Origin of the sequence: Mesorhizobium sp. M4B.F.Ca.ET.017.02.2.1 (assembly GCF_003998955.1) — a bacterium.
GTDB classification, from domain to species: domain Bacteria; phylum Pseudomonadota; class Alphaproteobacteria; order Rhizobiales; family Rhizobiaceae; genus Mesorhizobium; species Mesorhizobium abyssinicae.
On the sequence record NZ_RZOF01000121.1, the window covers coordinates 1 to 15829 of the forward strand.

At 64.9% G+C, this 15829-nt stretch carries 20 protein-coding genes and 2 pseudogenes; 13 read left to right on the plus strand and 9 right to left on the minus strand.

Annotation, left to right across the window (positions count from 1 at the left end; genetic code table 11):
* Positions 1-823: amidohydrolase (locus EN738_RS16375; RefSeq protein WP_127284575.1), on the plus strand; the 823-nt coding region annotated here is incomplete at its 5' end.
* Between the two features lie 6 nt (positions 824-829).
* On the opposite strand, the gene EN738_RS16380 is transcribed toward EN738_RS16375, so the two are convergent.
* Positions 830-1495 (minus strand): GntR family transcriptional regulator, encoded by a 666-nt coding sequence (locus EN738_RS16380; protein ID WP_127284576.1) that lies wholly within the window; start codon positions 1493-1495, stop codon positions 830-832.
* Between the two features lie 277 nt (positions 1496-1772).
* On the opposite strand from EN738_RS16380, the gene EN738_RS16385 reads away from it, so the two are divergent.
* The 5 genes from EN738_RS16385 to EN738_RS35520 all read left to right on the plus strand — a co-directional run bounded on the left by EN738_RS16385 (position 1773) and on the right by EN738_RS35520 (position 7220).
* The gene (locus EN738_RS16385; protein WP_127284577.1) at positions 1773-3464 is read left to right on the plus strand and encodes a dihydroxy-acid dehydratase; all 1692 of its coding nucleotides are present in this window, start codon (positions 1773-1775) and stop codon (positions 3462-3464) included.
* Between the two features lie 110 nt (positions 3465-3574).
* Entirely contained in the window at positions 3575-3799 is a 225-nt protein-coding gene (locus EN738_RS16390) for a hypothetical protein (protein ID WP_145966861.1), read from the plus strand.
* A 70-nt stretch (positions 3800-3869) separates the two neighbouring features.
* Positions 3870-5972, plus strand: a complete 2103-nt coding sequence (locus EN738_RS16395; protein ID WP_127284579.1) for an EAL domain-containing protein — start codon at positions 3870-3872, stop codon at positions 5970-5972.
* Positions 5973-6096: 124 nt separating this feature from the next.
* Entirely contained in the window at positions 6097-6639 is a 543-nt protein-coding gene (locus EN738_RS16400) for a hypothetical protein (protein WP_127284580.1), read from the plus strand.
* Positions 6640-6803: 164 nt separating this feature from the next.
* On the plus strand, positions 6804-7220 hold the full coding sequence (locus tag EN738_RS35520; protein ID WP_189605870.1) for a hypothetical protein: 417 nt from the start codon (positions 6804-6806) through the stop codon (positions 7218-7220).
* A gap of 84 nt (positions 7221-7304) precedes the next feature.
* On the opposite strand, the gene EN738_RS16410 is transcribed toward EN738_RS35520, so the two are convergent.
* A complete protein-coding gene (locus tag EN738_RS16410) occupies positions 7305-7604 on the minus strand; it encodes an AzlD family protein (protein ID WP_127284582.1) in 300 nt (99 codons plus the stop codon).
* Positions 7601-8347, minus strand: a complete 747-nt coding sequence (locus EN738_RS16415; protein WP_127284583.1) for an AzlC family ABC transporter permease — start codon at positions 8345-8347, stop codon at positions 7601-7603. The genes EN738_RS16410 and EN738_RS16415 overlap by 4 nt, the downstream gene beginning before the upstream one ends.
* A gap of 188 nt (positions 8348-8535) precedes the next feature.
* Here EN738_RS16415 and EN738_RS16420 point away from each other — a divergent pair, with 188 nt between their 5' ends.
* Positions 8536-8994 carry an Lrp/AsnC family transcriptional regulator gene (locus EN738_RS16420; RefSeq protein WP_127284584.1) on the plus strand — a complete coding sequence of 153 codons (459 nt, stop codon included), beginning with the start codon at positions 8536-8538 and terminating at the stop codon, positions 8992-8994.
* A gap of 92 nt (positions 8995-9086) precedes the next feature.
* Here the strand turns inward: EN738_RS16420 and EN738_RS16425 are convergent, their stop codons facing one another.
* The 3 genes and pseudogenes from EN738_RS16425 to EN738_RS16435 form a co-directional block, all read right to left on the minus strand.
* Complete coding sequence (locus tag EN738_RS16425) at positions 9087-9404, minus strand: plasmid stabilization protein (protein ID WP_127284585.1); 318 nt, start codon at positions 9402-9404, stop codon at positions 9087-9089.
* Positions 9405-9502: 98 nt separating this feature from the next.
* A pseudogene (locus EN738_RS16430) lies at positions 9503-9916 on the minus strand (HD domain-containing protein); the annotation flags it as partial.
* Between the two features lie 28 nt (positions 9917-9944).
* Entirely contained in the window at positions 9945-10193 is a 249-nt protein-coding gene (locus tag EN738_RS16435; RefSeq protein ID WP_127284587.1) for a hypothetical protein, read from the minus strand.
* 63 nt (positions 10194-10256) lie between these two features.
* On the opposite strand from EN738_RS16435, the gene EN738_RS16440 reads away from it, so the two are divergent.
* The gene (locus tag EN738_RS16440) at positions 10257-10964 is read left to right on the plus strand and encodes an isochorismatase family cysteine hydrolase (RefSeq protein ID WP_245494562.1); all 708 of its coding nucleotides are present in this window, start codon (positions 10257-10259) and stop codon (positions 10962-10964) included.
* A 44-nt stretch (positions 10965-11008) separates the two neighbouring features.
* Here the strand turns inward: EN738_RS16440 and EN738_RS16445 are convergent, their stop codons facing one another.
* Complete coding sequence (locus tag EN738_RS16445) at positions 11009-11503, minus strand: hypothetical protein (RefSeq protein WP_127284588.1); 495 nt, start codon at positions 11501-11503, stop codon at positions 11009-11011.
* Positions 11504-11843: 340 nt separating this feature from the next.
* Between EN738_RS16445 and EN738_RS16450 the strand changes: the two genes are divergently transcribed.
* From EN738_RS16450 to EN738_RS35525, 3 genes are all read left to right on the plus strand, one after another.
* On the plus strand, positions 11844-12050 hold the full coding sequence (locus tag EN738_RS16450; RefSeq protein ID WP_127284589.1) for a hypothetical protein: 207 nt from the start codon (positions 11844-11846) through the stop codon (positions 12048-12050).
* Positions 12051-12215: 165 nt separating this feature from the next.
* Positions 12216-12449 carry a hypothetical protein gene (locus EN738_RS16455; RefSeq protein WP_127284590.1) on the plus strand — a complete coding sequence of 78 codons (234 nt, stop codon included), beginning with the start codon at positions 12216-12218 and terminating at the stop codon, positions 12447-12449.
* A gap of 86 nt (positions 12450-12535) precedes the next feature.
* Positions 12536-12772, plus strand: a complete 237-nt coding sequence (locus EN738_RS35525) for a hypothetical protein (RefSeq protein ID WP_127393308.1) — start codon at positions 12536-12538, stop codon at positions 12770-12772.
* 18 nt (positions 12773-12790) lie between these two features.
* Here the strand turns inward: EN738_RS35525 and EN738_RS16460 are convergent, their stop codons facing one another.
* A complete protein-coding gene (locus EN738_RS16460; RefSeq protein ID WP_189340404.1) occupies positions 12791-13012 on the minus strand; it encodes a hypothetical protein in 222 nt (73 codons plus the stop codon).
* 1821 nt (positions 13013-14833) lie between these two features.
* Between EN738_RS16460 and EN738_RS16465 the strand changes: the two genes are divergently transcribed.
* Positions 14834-15133 (plus strand): DUF982 domain-containing protein, encoded by a 300-nt coding sequence (locus EN738_RS16465; RefSeq protein ID WP_127284591.1) that lies wholly within the window; start codon positions 14834-14836, stop codon positions 15131-15133.
* A gap of 21 nt (positions 15134-15154) precedes the next feature.
* The gene (locus tag EN738_RS16470) at positions 15155-15439 is read left to right on the plus strand and encodes a DUF982 domain-containing protein (protein ID WP_127284592.1); all 285 of its coding nucleotides are present in this window, start codon (positions 15155-15157) and stop codon (positions 15437-15439) included.
* Between the two features lie 63 nt (positions 15440-15502).
* Here the strand turns inward: EN738_RS16470 and EN738_RS16475 are convergent.
* Positions 15503-15829: pseudogene (locus EN738_RS16475) on the minus strand (ATP-dependent DNA ligase); the annotation flags it as partial.

The window sequence follows — 15829 nt, forward strand, 5'->3', positions numbered from 1 at the left end:
ACAGCTGCTTGCCGCAGAAGGCGGCTTCGACGGCACGGTGCGCTTCATCTTCCAGCCGGCCGAGGAGTGGGGCAGGGGTGCGCTCGCCATGCTGGACGACGGGCTCCTCGAGCGCTTCCCCTTCGAGGAGATCTTCGGCCTGCACAATATGCCGGGCCTGCCCATCGGCCATTTCGAGACCCGCGTCGGGCCGATCATGTCGGCCGAGGACAATTTCGAGATCGTGCTGAAGGGTGTCGGCGGCCATGCCGCGCGTCCGCATGCCGGCCAGGAGACGCTGGTCGCCGCCTGCGCGCTGGTCGTCAATCTGCAGACCATCGTCTCGCGCCGCTTGAGCCCTGCCGACATCGGCGTCGTCTCGGTCACCGAGCTGATCACCGACGGCACCCGCAACGCGCTGCCCGGCTTTGCCCGCATCCTCGGCGACGCCAGGAGCTTCCGCCCCGAGGTGAGCGCGGCGATCGAAAGCGAGATGCGCCGCATCGCCCAGGGCACCGCGCAGGCCTATAACGTTGCTGCCGACGTCACTTACACGCGCGAGTTCGTGCCGCTGGTCAACGACGCCGGCCTTGTCGACGAGGCTTTTGTCGCGGCCCGAAGCGTGCTGGCCGACGACGCCGTCGGCGCCGCGGCGGAGCCGATGACCGGCTCGGAGGATTTCGCCCGCTTCCTCGTCCACGTGCCCGGCTGCTTCGTCTTCCTGGGCAATGGCGCCAGCGCGCCGCTGCACAACCCGTCCTACGACTTCAACGACGAAGGCCTGCTGCACGGCGCGCGATTCCATGCTGCAGTGGCGCGGCGGCGGCTGGCGGCAGGGTCATAGGGGCTCCTACACCCCATCCGCCTTCTCGATCTCCTCGAGATAAAACATCTTGCTCGGCTGCAGATGGTCGACGCAGAGCTGCGCCAGCACCCAATTGTCCCGGCGCTTCATCGCCTCGATCATGAACCAGTGGTGCTGGCGCGAGACTTCGAGCTTGTCCGGGTCGGCGAGCGAGTTCGCCCGCACCGGCAGGCTGAGCCGCATGTAATGGTCGATCGACGACACCAGATAGTCGTTGCCGCAGGCCGAGAACATGGTGAGGTGGAAACGGTCGTTGGCCTCGTGGATGCCGCGTAAATAGTGGGCGTCGACATGGGCGCTGTAGATCCGGTGGATCTCCATCAACTCGTCGATCAGCGCATCGCTTGCCGGCAGCGGGATCATCAGCGCCGCCTGCCGCTGCAAGAGCTCGCGCACTTCGTAGATCTGGCGCACCTCTTCCGGCGATAGCCGCCTCACCATCGCGCCCTTGTTGCGCTCGCGGGTGACGACGCCGAGCTTCTCCAGCTGATAGAGCGCCTGGCGGATGGTGTGGCGCGACACCGGGAAGCGGCCAAGCAGCACGTCCTCGACCAAACGCGTGCCGGGCGCCAGGCGGCCGAAGATGATGTCCTCCTCCAGCGCCCGCACGACGTCGGCTTCCTTGCCGCCATAGTCTGCCACGTGGAGCATTCCCTTGTCCTTGCCGCGTCCTTTGCGGTCACTCTAGCCGCAGACAGAGCCTTTCCGCAACTGCAGGGAACGGTCACGATAATCGATAATACTACACGCATAGCAAGTCAAAACCGCCCATATCTTGGGTATTCCCGCCGGAGTATAGTTCATAATTATTGACAATATGAGCCGTTGGCCTATGATTCCGGTCAGCGGCAGCCCACCCGGGCGCCCGCAGTCAGCGTGAGTTTCAGCCCAAAGGTGTCGATTGGCGTATCGCGGCCTCAGGAAGGGAGTGACCAGCTACGGCGACGCAGCCTTCTCGCTGTTCCTGCGCAAGGCCTTCATCAAGGCGGCCGGCTATTCGGACGACGCGCTGGAGCGGCCGATCGTCGGCATCGTCGACACCGCCAGCGACTACAATCCCTGCCACGGCAACGCGCCGCAGCTGATCGAGGCGGTCAAGCGCGGCGTCATGCTTTCGGGTGCGCTGCCGATGGTGTTCCCGACCATCTCCATTCACGAATCCTTCGCCCACCCGACCTCCATGGTGTTGCGCAACCTGATGGCGATGGACACCGAGGAGATGATCCGAGCGCAGCCGATGGACGCGGTGGTCGTCATCGGCGGCTGCGACAAGACCTTGCCGGCGCAGATCATGGGCGCGATCAGCGCTGACCTGCCGACGGTCGTGGTGCCGGTCGGCTCGATGGTCGTCGGCCACCACAAGGGCGAGACGCTGGGCGCCTGCACCGACTGCCGGCGCCTGTGGTCGAGCCACCGCGCCGGCGATATCGACGCCGCCGAGATCGACCTCGTCAATGGCAGGCTGGCGCCCTCGGTCGGCACCTGCATGGTCATGGGCACCGCCAGCACCATGGCGATCGTCGCCGAGGTGATGGGCTTCTCGCTGCCTTTCGCCGCCTCCATTCCGGCGCCCCATGCCGAGCGCGTCCGCTCGGCGGAAGCGAGCGGACGCGCCGCCGCCACGCTTGCCGTCTCCGGCGCACCGCTGCCCGGCGCCATCGTCACGCCGGCATCGATACGCAACGCCATGGTCGTCATGCAGGCGATCGGCGGCTCGACCAACGGCATCATCCATCTCGCCGCGATCGCCGGCCGGGCCGGGCATCCGGTCGATCTCGCCGAGTTCGACAGGATCGGCCGCGAGGTACCGGTGCTGGTTGACCTGAAGCCGTCTGGCGAACACTACATGGAGCATTTCCACCAGGCCGGCGGCGTGCCCAGGCTGCTGGCCGAGCTCGTCGATGTCCTCGACCTGACGACGCCCATGGTCGAGGGCGGCACGCTCGGCGACCGGGTCATGAAGCCCGGGGACATGCATGCGCAGGACGTCATCCGGCCGCTCGGCCGGCCGGTGACTGGGCAGGGCGCCATGGCCGTGCTGTCGGGAAATCTCTGTCCGCGCGGCGCGGTCATCAAGCATTCCGCTGCCTCGCCGGCGCTGATGCGGCACAGCGGGCGCGCCGTCGTCTTCGAATCCGTCGCCGACCTGGCCGAGCGCATCGACGATCCGGCGCTCGACGTCACCGCGGACGACGTGCTTGTGCTGCGCAATGCCGGACCGCGCGGCGCGCCCGGCATGCCCGAGGCCGGCTACATCCCGATCCCGAAGAAGCTGGCGGCGCTCGGGGTGAAGGACATGGTGCGTCTCTCGGATGCCAGGATGAGCGGCACCGCCTTCGGCACGGTGGTGCTGCATATCTCGCCGGAGGCGGCCGCCGGCGGTCCGCTCGCTTTGCTGCAGAATGGAGACATGATCCGCCTCGATGTGCCGGCGCGGCGCATCGACATGCTGGTCGACGACGCCGAACTGGCGCGCCGGGCGGCGATTGCCCGCCCGGCGGTGGAGCGGCCGGCGCGAGGCTATGCCCGGCTCTACCACGACCACGTGCTGCAGGCCGACCAGGGCTGCGACTTCGATTTCCTGACCGCGTCCGGCGTCGCCGCGGAGGGCCCCGAATGAGCGCCGCGCATCTCCCGGCGGGGACGGAGCCCGGCAGTGCCTGCCGCCGCTGGCGCCGGCGCGGCGCACCGCCCTGCGCCTGCCGGAAGGCAGTTGCGACGCCCATGCCCATGTCTTCGCCTCGGCCTGTCCGCTCGACCCGGCGCGGCTACACGCCGGCGATGGTCACGGTCCAGGACTACCGCCGGATCATGGACGCCTATGGCATCGATCGCGCCGTGCTGCAGCCAAGCGTCTACGGTTTTGACAACAGCGCGCTGCTGTCGGCGCTCGCGGCCATGCCCGGCACGCTGCGCATCGTCGATGAGGCCTATCGCAGGCCGCGCCCGGCCTGATCCAGGCGGTAACGGTTTCTTCTCTGGTTTTGTGCACACTGCCCTGCAACAGGGCGGATAAAAACCGGGCATGGCGGACGACAAGACACGCAAGGGGGAGTTCTGGGCGCTGGCGCTGGAACGTGCTCATCTCGGCGTCTGGGACTGGAACGTCGCCAGCGGCGATTGCTACTACTCGCCGACCTGGTTGAAGATGCTCGGCTACGCCGAGGGCGAGCTTGCCGCCACGGCGGATCTCTGGCTGACGCTCACCCATCCCGACGACCGCGAGCGGGCGCTGGCCAGCGGCGAGCGCCACATCGCCGGCCTGACGGAGTCCATCGAGACGGAGCTGCGCCTCAGGCACAAGGATGGCCACTGGGTCTGGGTGCTCGACCGCGGCGGCATCGTCGAGCGCGACGCCGAGGGCCGGGCGCTGCGGCTGATGGGCGTGCAGACCGATATCACCCGGCGAAAACAGGCCGAGGCGGCACTCGATGAGGTCAATGTGCGCTTCCGGCTGGCGCTCGCCGCCAGTGGCACCGGCATCTGGCACTATGACATCGCCACCAACAAGAGCTTCTGGGATGCCCGCAGCCGGGAAATCTTCGGCCTGGTCAGCGATACCGACGAGGTCTCGGCCGGCCTCTGGCACACCTATCTGCATCCCGATGACAAGGAGGCCACCGAGCGGGCGCACCTGCCGCCGCCCGGATCGGAGGCGGTAACCGCTTCGCAATACCGCATCATCAGGCGCGACGGCGAGATCCGCCACCTTGAATCGCTGGTCCGCTTCATCGCCTGCGCCGGCGGCGCCGGCCAGATCCTCGGCACCGTGCGCGACATCACCGAGGACAAGAAGCGCTCGCAGGAACTCACCTACGCCGCCAACCACGACGCCCTGACCGGCCTGCTCAACCGCGCCGCCTTCGACCGACTACTGGCTGACCACATCGCCACGCAGCGCCGGCTGCCGCTCGCCGTCTTCTATGTCGACCTCGACTACTTCAAGGCGCTGAACGACTTCGCCGGCCATGCCGCCGGCGACCTCGCGCTGAAGAGCATCGCCGCCGGCATCCTCGCCAGCCTGCCGTCATCGGCGCACGCTGCACGCCTTGGCGGCGACGAGTTCGCGCTGCTGGTGCCGAACTGCGGCCAGGCCGAGGCCGAGCGGCTGGCCGGCGCGGTGCTTGCCGCCGTGCGCGACGCAGAGCTCGGCGCCACGACGCGAAGGCTCGCGGCCAGCATCGGCATCGCCTTCGTCGCCCATCGCGACACCACGGTAGCCGATGCACTGGCCTGCGCCGACGACGCCTGCTACGCGGCCAAGGCCGCCGGCCGCAACCGCTTCGCGGTGTTCTCGGCCGAGACGGCTTCCGGCTCCGGCGGCCTCAACGCGGCGCGGCTTGCCGCCGACCTCGTCGATGCCATGGAGGACGGCAGGCTGAAACTGTTCGGCCAGCAGATCCATCGGCTCGGCCAGCCCTGGCGCTACAGCCGCCAGGTCGAGGTGCTGGCCAGGCTTTCCGCCCGCAACGGCAAGATGATCCCGCCCGGCGAGTTCATTTCGGTGGCGGAGCGCTTCGGCATCGCTTCCAGGCTCGACCGCTGGATCGTCAGGGCGGCGCTGGAAATGCATGGTCCGGCGATGCGCTCGGGCGCCATTTCGCTCGGCTTCAACCTTTCGGCGCAGACGCTGAGCGACCCGCAGCTCTGGGAGTTCGTCGATGCCGTCATCGCCGAGACCGGCGCGCCGCCGGCCGGCATCGGCTTCGAGATCACCGAGACCGCCGCCGTCACCAATTTCGACGCCGCCGAGGCCTTCGTGCGCAAGGCGCGCGAGCGGCATTGCCGGGTCAGCCTCGACGATTTCGGCGCCGGCATGAGCTCGTTCGAATATCTCAGGCGCTTTCCGGTCGACGCCATCAAGATCGACGGCTCCTTCGTCGAGCACATCGCCGAGAGCCGCTTCGACCGCGAGATCGTCTCGGCGATTTCCGGCATCGCCAGGAGCCTCGGCTGCAGCGTCGTGGCCGAGAAGGTCGAACAGCGGGTGGCGATGGACATCCTTCGCGACATGGGCGTCGCCTACGGCCAGGGCTTTCTGCTGCACCGGCCGGAGGCGCTGGAGGCGATCGTCGCCAGGGCGGTTGGCGAGGCGGCCCTTCCGGCTCGGTTGACCCGGTCGGCCTAAGAAATTCTTAATCGGGGTCAGGCTAATGCTCTGCCGGACCGATTGTTCCGCTCAAGGCATGATGTCTTGGCTCGATGTGCGGTGCCCCGTTGCATGACGAACGGGCGTGCCCGAGAGACCGGCAATGTCCTCACTGTCCGCGCTGAACAACGCCGCCCTGCTGATCCTGCAGCAGCAACGCCCGCAATCGGCGGCGGCTGAAGACAGTCTCGCCGCCGGCATCAATGGCGTTTCCAGTCCCGAGGGTTCCGGCTCAGGCTCGCCTCTGATGCAGGCGCAGGCCAGGATCTCCGGATCCATGTTCAGCGTGAACAGCCTCAACATCACGGCAATGAAGGTCCGGCTGATGGAGCGCGTCGGCAAGGAATTCGGCATCGACCAGGGCGACTACCAGTCCCTGTTTTCCTACGGCACGGCCGTCAAGAACGCGGTCGAGGCGTTGAAACAGAAATCCGCTTCCGAGATCATCGCGATCGAAAAGAAGTTGGGGTTGGACCAGCTCGGCGTTTCGCTCGACACGCTCGTCAATGCGATCATCGATCCGCAAGGCAGCGACGGCGACAGGCTGGACGCGGCGCTGAGCAAGCAGGCAAGCGATCCCGCCAAGGGCGAGGGGAAAGCCGCCGGCCCGATCCAGCCGGACGAGATCGGTCTCTACGGCCGCTGAACGGTTGCGCGTAAGGACGGCAGGCCTGGTAGGCGGCTTCCTCATCGGGTCACGAAAATAAGCGACTGCTAAAATTGAAGCTACGCATTTAAGGGCGCCGTAATCCGGCCGGACAGATGATCCGCCATCGACAATGGCGGCCGCGTGCCGGGTGGGAGACGATGATGAAGCCTTTTCCTTTGCTGCTGGCCGCCTCGGTCGGCCTGTTCGGCATTCTCGCGGCGCAGCAATCCCTCGCGGGCGAGTTCTCGGACCATGGCGGCCCGGCAACGGCGACGCTGCCCGACGAAGTCGACGAAGGCACCACCGCCAGCCATGAAGGCGACAAGGGCGATCATAAGGGCGATCACCAGGGCGAGGGCGCCGGCGCCGGCTCGCATGAGGGCGACCAGGGCGACGGCGACCACGATGGTGATCACGAGAGCGGCGATCATGAAGGCGATGGCCATGATGGCGGCGATGGTGGTAGCGGTGGCGATGGTGGCGGTGACGGCGGCAGCGGCGGTGACGGTGGCGGCGGTGATGGTGGCGGCGACGGCGGCGGCGACGGCGGCGGCCATGAAGGTGGCGGCGACGCCTGAGCCATGGCGCTGAAACTGCCAATCTCCCCCTCGTGGGGGAGATGCCCGGCAGGGCAGAGGGTGCTGTCCCGCCAGCCTAGGTGACTATCCCATCAACCACCGCAACACCCCGGACGACGCAACGCCGATCACCACGGTCGGCAGCATCGAAAGCCGGGTTGCGGCGAGCAGCGTGATGGCGAGCGCTGTCAGGTCGGCGGGGTTCTTCGAGACGAAATCCGGCGCAATCACCGAGATCAGCACGCAGCCGGGCGCGGCTTCCATCACCGCCGTGGCGCGGCGGCCGAGCGTGCGGTTGCGCAGCACGACATAGCCGCCGATCCTGGTCAGATAGGTGACGCTGGCCATCAGCACGATGGCGATGAGGTTGGCCGGATCGATCATGGCTCGTCTCCCGAAAACATATAGGCCGCGACCAGCCCGGAAAGCGCGCCGGCCGCCACATACCAGGCGCCGGGAACGATGAGATAGGTGAGCGCCGCCACCACCAGGCTGACCAGCCACGGCCGCGCTGCAGCAAAGCCCTTCCACATGCCGCGCATCAGCACCAGGAACACGGCCGGGAAGGCCATGGCGAAACCGTAATCCTCGACATTGCCGAGCACCGGGCCGAGTGCTGCGCCGGCGGTGGTGAAGGCCACCCAGGCGAGGTAGAAGGGCAGGGCGGTGCCGGCATAATAGGGCAGGCTGAAGGCCGGGTTCAGGCCCGCGGCCGCCCTCTGCCTTGCATCCGCCAGGCCCAGCGCCCAGCTCTCGTCGCACATCAGGAACAGTGCCGGAAACACCTTGCGCAGGGGCAGCTCGCGCAGGAACGGTGCGAGTGCCGCCCCCATCAGGAAATGGCGGCTGTTGACCAGCAAGGTGATGGCAGCGATCAGGAGGATATGCGGCGGCGAGGTCCAGAGCTGGATCGCCGCGAACTCAGAGCCGCCGGCGAAGTTCATGCCGGTCATCAGCGGAACCTCGGCGACGCTCAGGCCTCTCTGCGCGGCCTGCGCGCCGAGCACCAGCGCATAGGGAACGATGCCGAGCAGCACCGGCGTGGAGGCGGCCACGCCGCGCCGGAATTCGGACCGTTGGCGGTAAGGCGCCTCGTCCAGGGTCAGGCTTGCTTGCGAGATGCTCATGGGGACTCCTTGCGCTAACGAAGCCGGGCGCGCCTCGCGGCCGCCTGCGTCCGAACCATCCGATGTCGATGACTGTATGCCGGTAAGCATAGGCCAAACGCCGAGCAATTTGGTTGCGAAGATTCGCCTTTTCTGCCAGGAATTGGCATCGGATATCGCAATCATGCAGAAAGATGGAATCATGAGCCATGAAGCTGGATGAGATCGACAAACGCATCCTGCGCGCCCTGCAGCGCGACGGGCGCATGGCCAACAACGATCTGGCGCGGGAAGTCGGCCTGTCGCCCTCGCCGTGCCTGAGACGGGTCAAGCTGCTGGAGGAGGCCGGCGTCATCGACCGCTATGTCGCCGTGCTCAATCCGGCCAAGGTCGGCCGCGGCCACACCTTCTTCACCCGCATCTGGCTGAAGCAGCAGGACGAGGACACGATCGAGCATTTCGCCGCCGAAGCTGCCAAGCTGCCCGAGGTGATGGAGTGCTACCTGATGCTCGGCGACTGCGACGCCATGGTGCGTGTTGTGGCCGCCGGCATCGACGAATACCGCCGCTTCCAGTCGGAGCATCTCAGCCGCATCAAGGGCGTGCAGAACGTCAAGACCGAGGTGCCCAGCCAGACGATCAAGCAGACCTCGGAGATGCCGCTTTAGGGCGGAACTGCCAATCTCCCCCCTTGTGGGGGAGATGCCCGGCTGGGCAGAGGGGGGCGCTGTCCAGCCGGCCTTAGCTTCGGCGTCGGCCCCTAATGATGCGTGTGGCTGTCGTTGCGCTTGCGGGTCGCCGCCGCCTTCTTGGCCGAGGCCGACCGGCTGGCCGCCGGCCTCTCGCCGGAGGCCTTGCCGCCCATCCTGCCGCCCTTGTGCGCAGCCGGGTTGCCGGTGTGCTTGCCGCGTCCCGAGCCGCCTTCCTTCTTGCCGCCGCCATCGTCCTTGTTGACGGTCGCCCAGGCGCGCCGCTCGGCCTCCTTCTCGGATACGCCGCGGTGCTCGTAGCCCTCGGCGATATGGTCGGCCTTGCGTTCCTGCTTGTCGGTGTATTTCGATTTGTCTCCGCGTGGCATTTTTCTGCTCCATTAGATGCCGATCAAGGGGAACGGCCGGCGTCGAGCCTCGTTCCGATTCTGCTCGTCCCGGCTCGTCTCTTTGGTGGAATGGTCTTGGCGCCGCGAAGCCGGTTGAGGACGCGCAGGCCGGTTTCGTATTTCGCGGTCGAAACACCGGCCTGGCGCGCCTGCCAGAGATTGTCGTTCAGGTCGGCCCGCTTGACCGGCAGCGCAAGCCGGTTCGACGCGGCCCTGCACAGGAACCCTTGCTCGGTCTCGTCCAGCCTTCTCGTCAGCGCATCGACGGCGGCGACGACGGGCGAGCCGAAGCCCGCCGTCCTTAACCGGCCAAGGGTCCAGCCTTCGCCTTTCTCGACGACGTCATGCAGATAAGCGACGATCTTCTGGTCGAGCGTCTCGACCTGTTCGGCGACGCGGCGGCTGTGCTCGATATAGGGTCCGCCGGTCTTGTCGGTCTGCGACCGATGCGCCTCCTCCGCGATCCTGGCCGCGCGGTACAGCATGCTCATTCTCTTATTTCCTTGCCTGGTCCTCGGTTCAGCCCTCAGCCTTCATCGTGCGCGCTATCTCCAGCAGCCGCTGCCGGTCGTGACCGTGCTCGCGGATGAGTTCCCGGGCCTGTTTCGGCGAAAGGTCGGTGTTCTCCGCCAGGAACCGCACCAGCGGATCGTCGCCGCCCTTGGTGGGCAGCCCCGTCGCCTCGGGAGCATGGCCCGCACCGGGCCGCCGCGGAACGGCGCCGGTGGCGCCAGTATTGTCGCGAGCATCCTTGTCGTCCTTATTCATTGCGTGCTCCTTCCTGTTGGGAGGAGAACCCTTCGCGAAGCATCAGGTTCCCCCGCAGGAACTTTGCCCGCGCCGTCGCATTGCAACGAAGCCCGGCAGGTCGCACGAGCCGGACTGCGGTACCCGTCGAAAGCCGCGCGGGTCGCGGGAGAGGCGATGCCAGAGAATACGAAGAACGAGATCCTCCGTCCGATTCCGGCAAATGCGATCCACATCTGCGTGGATATGCAGCAAATGTTCATGCCGCCGGGCCCGTGGGCCGTCGACTGGCTCCCCGAAACATTGCCGAAGGTGATCCAGCTTGTCGAAAGGCAGCCAGCGAGAACGGTCTTCACGCGGTTCATTCCGGCCCGCAGGCCGGGCGATGGCACCGGCCAGTGGCGCGACTACTATTTGCGCTGGGCCGACATGACGCTCGAACGCGCAGGCGCCGACATCATCGAACTTGCACCGGAACTGCGGCGGTTCGTTCCGCCCGCGCGCCAGTTCGACAAATTCGTCTATTCGCCCTGGTTTGGCGGCCGGCTGCAGCGGGCCCTGGCGGACGACGCCGTCGACACGGTGATCGTGAGTGGCGGCGAAGCCGACATGTGCGTGCTGGCAACGCTGCTAGGCGCGATCGACTTCGGCTACAGGACGGTCCTGGCTCAGGATGCGATCTGCAGCACCTCGAACGAGGCCTACGACGCCATCGTCAGCCTCTTCAGCAAGAGATATTCACATCATGTCGAGGTCGCTCCGGTCGAAGTCATCCTGGAGCTTTGGCGCTAGGCTGAACCGCCATATCGCTTCGCCTTGACCCAATTCCGGAACGGCTATTCGTTCTTCTGCGCCTCCCGGGCGGCGGCCTCCTTCTTCTGCCGCAGCACCTCGTCGGTGCCGACTATCTCCTTGGCGCCGCCGGAAATGGCGGTGGAGACCACGGCCGGCGGATCGCTGGCCGGAAAACTGTCCTCCAGGCCCGCCTCCAACTGCTCCTCGAGCGTGTCCGGACTTTCCGAACGGCCCTGGGTGCGGCGGCCGGCGATCTCCTCGAGATCGCTCTTGGAGTCTGGGTGGTCGCGGACGTTCTTCATCGTCGACACCACCAGTTCGATCGCGAATTCCTTCATCGCCTCGACCTGCGGCGCGGCGACGTCGGAGTCTTCGACAAGGCGGATGAGCGACTTCTCCACCTCCGCCAGTTCCTTCGTTCCCTGGCAGCGGGCCAGCCGCAGCGCCAGCGAATTGAGAAGGGCAGGGGCGAAAGTCGAATAGGCATTCATGCGGGTTTCATCGACATGTTCGGGATGAAGGGTGTGCAGCGACATCGGTTCCTCCGGCAAAAAACTGTCCTCGGGCCTCGGGCAGCCGAGCCATTTTTGGCCGCCAACCCGCGAGAGACGTCCTAATGGAACTGAGGGAGGCGGAACTGGTTCCATTGAGGCATTGCGCTCGGCCATCGCGGCTGCCCAGACCCGGCCGCCGGAAGAGAAGTTGGACTGAAGTCCGATCGAACTGCGCAGAGGGCCGGTGTCCGGTCCGCTCCATCATTTGTTATAGTGCCGTGGCCCCCAACCGGCCTATCCTCCACCATCGGCGGTAATTGACACGGGCATCGCCGACAGCAAGCGAACAGAGCGCTTCCGCCCCAGCACGAGGCAGGAAGCGATGTTCGATCCTACCAAAACCAGCGGTGTGGCTTACCCGGAGGATATGGCCCTCCTGCAGAGGGTCTATGACCGCATCTGCCAAGACCTCGCCATTCTGCCCGGCACCCGCGAAGCGCATACCTTGGCCGCACAGATAATGGATATCTTCGCCAGCGGCGTATCGGACGAGGAGTCGCTTTTCCAACTTCTCAAGCGCGAATTCTGACCCGTCGGTCGTTTCCCTGAAATTCCGCGGCAAGGCTGGGCCCGAGCCGAGCGACTTGAGCTGGCGCATTCCGCGGCGTAACCGCTCCGCCTTATCCACCCTCTTTACAGCCATTAAGCGATATAGGATTATTATCCTATATGAGGCGAGACTCGGGGGGTCGCAATGGTCAGGCGCAACAAGCCCAGGCAGCTATCCGGTCCGGATTTGGAGCGGTTCCTACAGGCAGCGGAGGCGCTGCATAAGAGCATCGTCGGTCCGCTGATATCGCCGCAATGCGATCACTACCGCTCGCTCCAGCTTCTGCATGAGGCGTTGTTGAGGACGGTGCGGGAGGTCACCGGCAAGGAGGTGGCGTTCATCCGGTGGAACGGCACAGGACCAGCCCGGCGCCTTTAGCGACAACTAACGTAGCTAGGAACGCCTGCCGGACGTTCCGTGAACGAAGGGCTGTCAGTCTAGCTCCAATGGGCTATCTTCGCGGCATGAGCATCAAGGACGACATCGCCAGGGTCGAGCAGCACATCCGCGAGATTGAACAGCGGTTGGAGCATCAGCTCGAGGTCATCGCCCAGGCCGAGCAGAGCGGCCTGCCGACAGAGAGGGCGCGCGCCTTCCTGGTGGTTCTGAAGCAAACGCTGGGCTTGAGCCGTGACCATCTGGCCAGGCTTCTGTCGGATGAGATGGAAGAGGGCAACTCCGGAACGGGAGGCGTCCGGTGAAGTCGCCTCCGAGAGCTTTCACTCGGCCATGGCCTCGCGGCGTTTCGAAAACAACCGGCGCAACGCGACTTCGTCGCAGATGCCGTTCTCGAACGCCTGGATGACTTCGTAGGCAAGCTGCTCCCTCTGTTCCCGGTCTTTGAGGGCCAGACGTCGCTCCGCGCATAATTGGTCAAAAACCCTCTGGAGAATCTCCAGATCGACGGGCGTGAATATGCTGCTGTATTTTTTGAAAGCCATGACGCTTTCTCCCTCACCCGGGCGAAAGCGTGATCTGCTCTTTCAAGCATCCGCTCGCCTCGGTTGGGTGCGGACGACGAGAGAATTGTATTCCTGCAATGTGACGTTAGCGAGTCGATTCGGCGTAGGACCGAATAGCCCGGCTTTGCTCCTCCACGGAGTGACAGGAGTTAGGGAAACCGGGCTATCCAGCAACCCCGCTGCCATCTGAAGGATGGGTGGCAACGGGATTTTTGGGACGTGACTAAACGCATGCCCCGCCGCACGGTTCCCCGACATTGGATCTGTCAAAATTGCGCTGGAAAATGGATCGATCCATGGGCCGTTTACACGAGCAGAAAGCCGGCAATGAGCACTGTGAGAACCAGTGAAGCGGGCACGGCGAGCAGCCACCGGGCCTCAAGAACGCTGTTGTCTCTGTCGTCCATCGTTCCTCTCCCAAATAGATATCCCTCCGTTGCGCAACGGTGCCTGCCTGCATTCGTTCCCGGGCTTGGGCCACGGTCTATGGCTTGGTCCGACTGAGGTCTCAGCTCCGGCGGCAAAGGGCCCAGGCGCGGCAACCAACATCCCGGCAACCCATTGGTAGGGCACCGTCGACAGCTAGCCCCTAATCGGCGGTCATCACGGGTGCCCGCCATGTGTCCCTTTCAGCATGGTGGGCGCTTGCAGCAAGGAACGAAACTTGGTTGGCGTCCCCGGTAATGGCGACTGAGGTCCGATGGCCGCACGCAGAGGTCCGAACACGGGAAACAACGGCCCGCCAGTCCATTGGTAGAAGTCGCAGGAGATCATCCCCTCCATCTGCGGCAACCCTGAACTGCCCGCCGCTAACTCCTTGGCGGCGGGCTTTTTGGATTTGACTCTGAAATCCTGCGGAGAGGCCAGCCACCCGAACCCCGAATGGCGGGTTCAGTTTGGCCGCCATGTTTCCATTGCTCGGCCGTTGCTTATTCCATCGCGCTGCAGGCTCGAACAGAACCTCCTAGTCGGTCCGATCGCAAGGTCTAAGCCTTGAGCTATTTCGCCTGGAACTGGGGAACGCTGCTGCTTTGCAAAACCCAATCCAACAGGCGCTGGTCGACATCCTTTTTGCCGGTAAGCTCGCGGATCAAAAGCGCGGCGTGGGCCGCCCATCTGTCTTCAGGAATTCCGTCTTCGATGACCGATCTTACGAAGGCACACCGAAGGACCTCGCAGTCGAAAGACGACACTGCTCGCCGGTTCATGATGCAAATCCCTCCGACTTCAATGCTCCGCAAAACGGGGCCTGATGTCATTCGTTCCGATGGGGGACTGCAGTCGCAAGCCCGCTGCGACTGAAGTCGCAGCGACAAAGGCAAAGGACTGGATGCGGCAACCAGCAAACCGCTACTCCATTGATTGCGGGGGCCGCCGACAAATCCGACCCACTCCGTCGTCGGTCTTCCCGGGTGCCTGCCATGCTTACCTTTCGAACATGGTGGGCGCCTGGCTTTGCCAGCAAGCGGTGTCTGACAGCGAGGCGAATATGACCCTTGTCCAAAGCAGACCGGAGATACCTGCGATGCAGGTCGGTTCGCAAACGACGCTCCCACCCCGGCGGGCCAACGGTAAGCTATCCATATTAGCATCCGCTTGCTAACCAAGTCGCCACGCCGTTGGCGATCAGCATGGTTCGCGAGGTCCTATTCGGGCGAGGTCCATGCAGCAAGCTCATAGAGGTTGCAGAGCACTCTTGACGACAAAAGTCCTCAAACCCATATCGCCGCTGGGCTAGGGATACTGCCGTAGGTCTCGGCCCTCCTGACACTCAATTGTTCGTTCGATTTGGAGGATCTTATGAACGACCGGATGTTCGACAGCCCTGTTTTCGTCAAGAGCGGAAACAGCCTGATCCAGGAAATCGCATGCATCGAGGACGCCCTGGAATTTCTCTACGAATGGCCGAAAAATAGGCGCGGCCCGATTTACGACACTGCGCTGCGAGCCTGCCAAAAGGCATTCGATAGCGATTACCCGCGAAACGCCGCAAGGGAGGCCTTCTGCGGTTTCGCAAAATCAGCCAAGGTTCTTGAAGAACTGAGCGCACCGCCGCCATGGATGGCCAGCGTCGGCGGCCGCGGTGGGCTAGCCGCTTGAAGTCTCGCGATGGAGGTCGCGATGCTCTCAAAGCCATTCGAAAAGCCGATCCGAGTTTGGGTTGGAATGGGGTTTCCCCGTCAGCTCAACACCGTGGTTGACGCATACCAGTTTGCCACCGATTGGTGCGGCAACAGTCCCGAGCAGAAAGCTGCCATCCGCGCGTGCAAGGCGGCACTGGTCGGAGACATCGACGCGGAGACGGCCAGGGGAATCTTTGCCGCCTTTGCCCGGAAGAAGGACATCCTTATCGAGGACGGAAATATGCCGCCGCCTTATTGGAAGGTGCGGCCTTCGCACGTCTAAGCTGGTGAGGCGGCGGTCAACGTCCCTCACCATACTTCAGAGCCTGTTCCCCTATGACCGCCTCTAGGGTGTCCCTACCTCGCGGAAGTCCTGCAAAGACGCGTGGCGCAAATCGTCCTCGCCCCGCAGATGCTTCACACGGCCAATCAGCCCTGGCCTTACCCACTGCGTCGCCGGCCGCTTCATGCCGTTCGGCGCCGTGCCTGCGTGCTCCAGGGCGCGCTGCCACAAGCGTTCCCGCATTTCCCTATTCAGGGTGATAAAGGCGCTGCCGACATAGCGCCCGGTGCCGCGCTCCGCCAGGAGGGCGAAGGCAGGCTTGCCCGCCTCGCGCTCGACGCCAAGCAGATCGTATTCGTCGATCGCGTAGCACTTAGCCTTGAGCCAGGC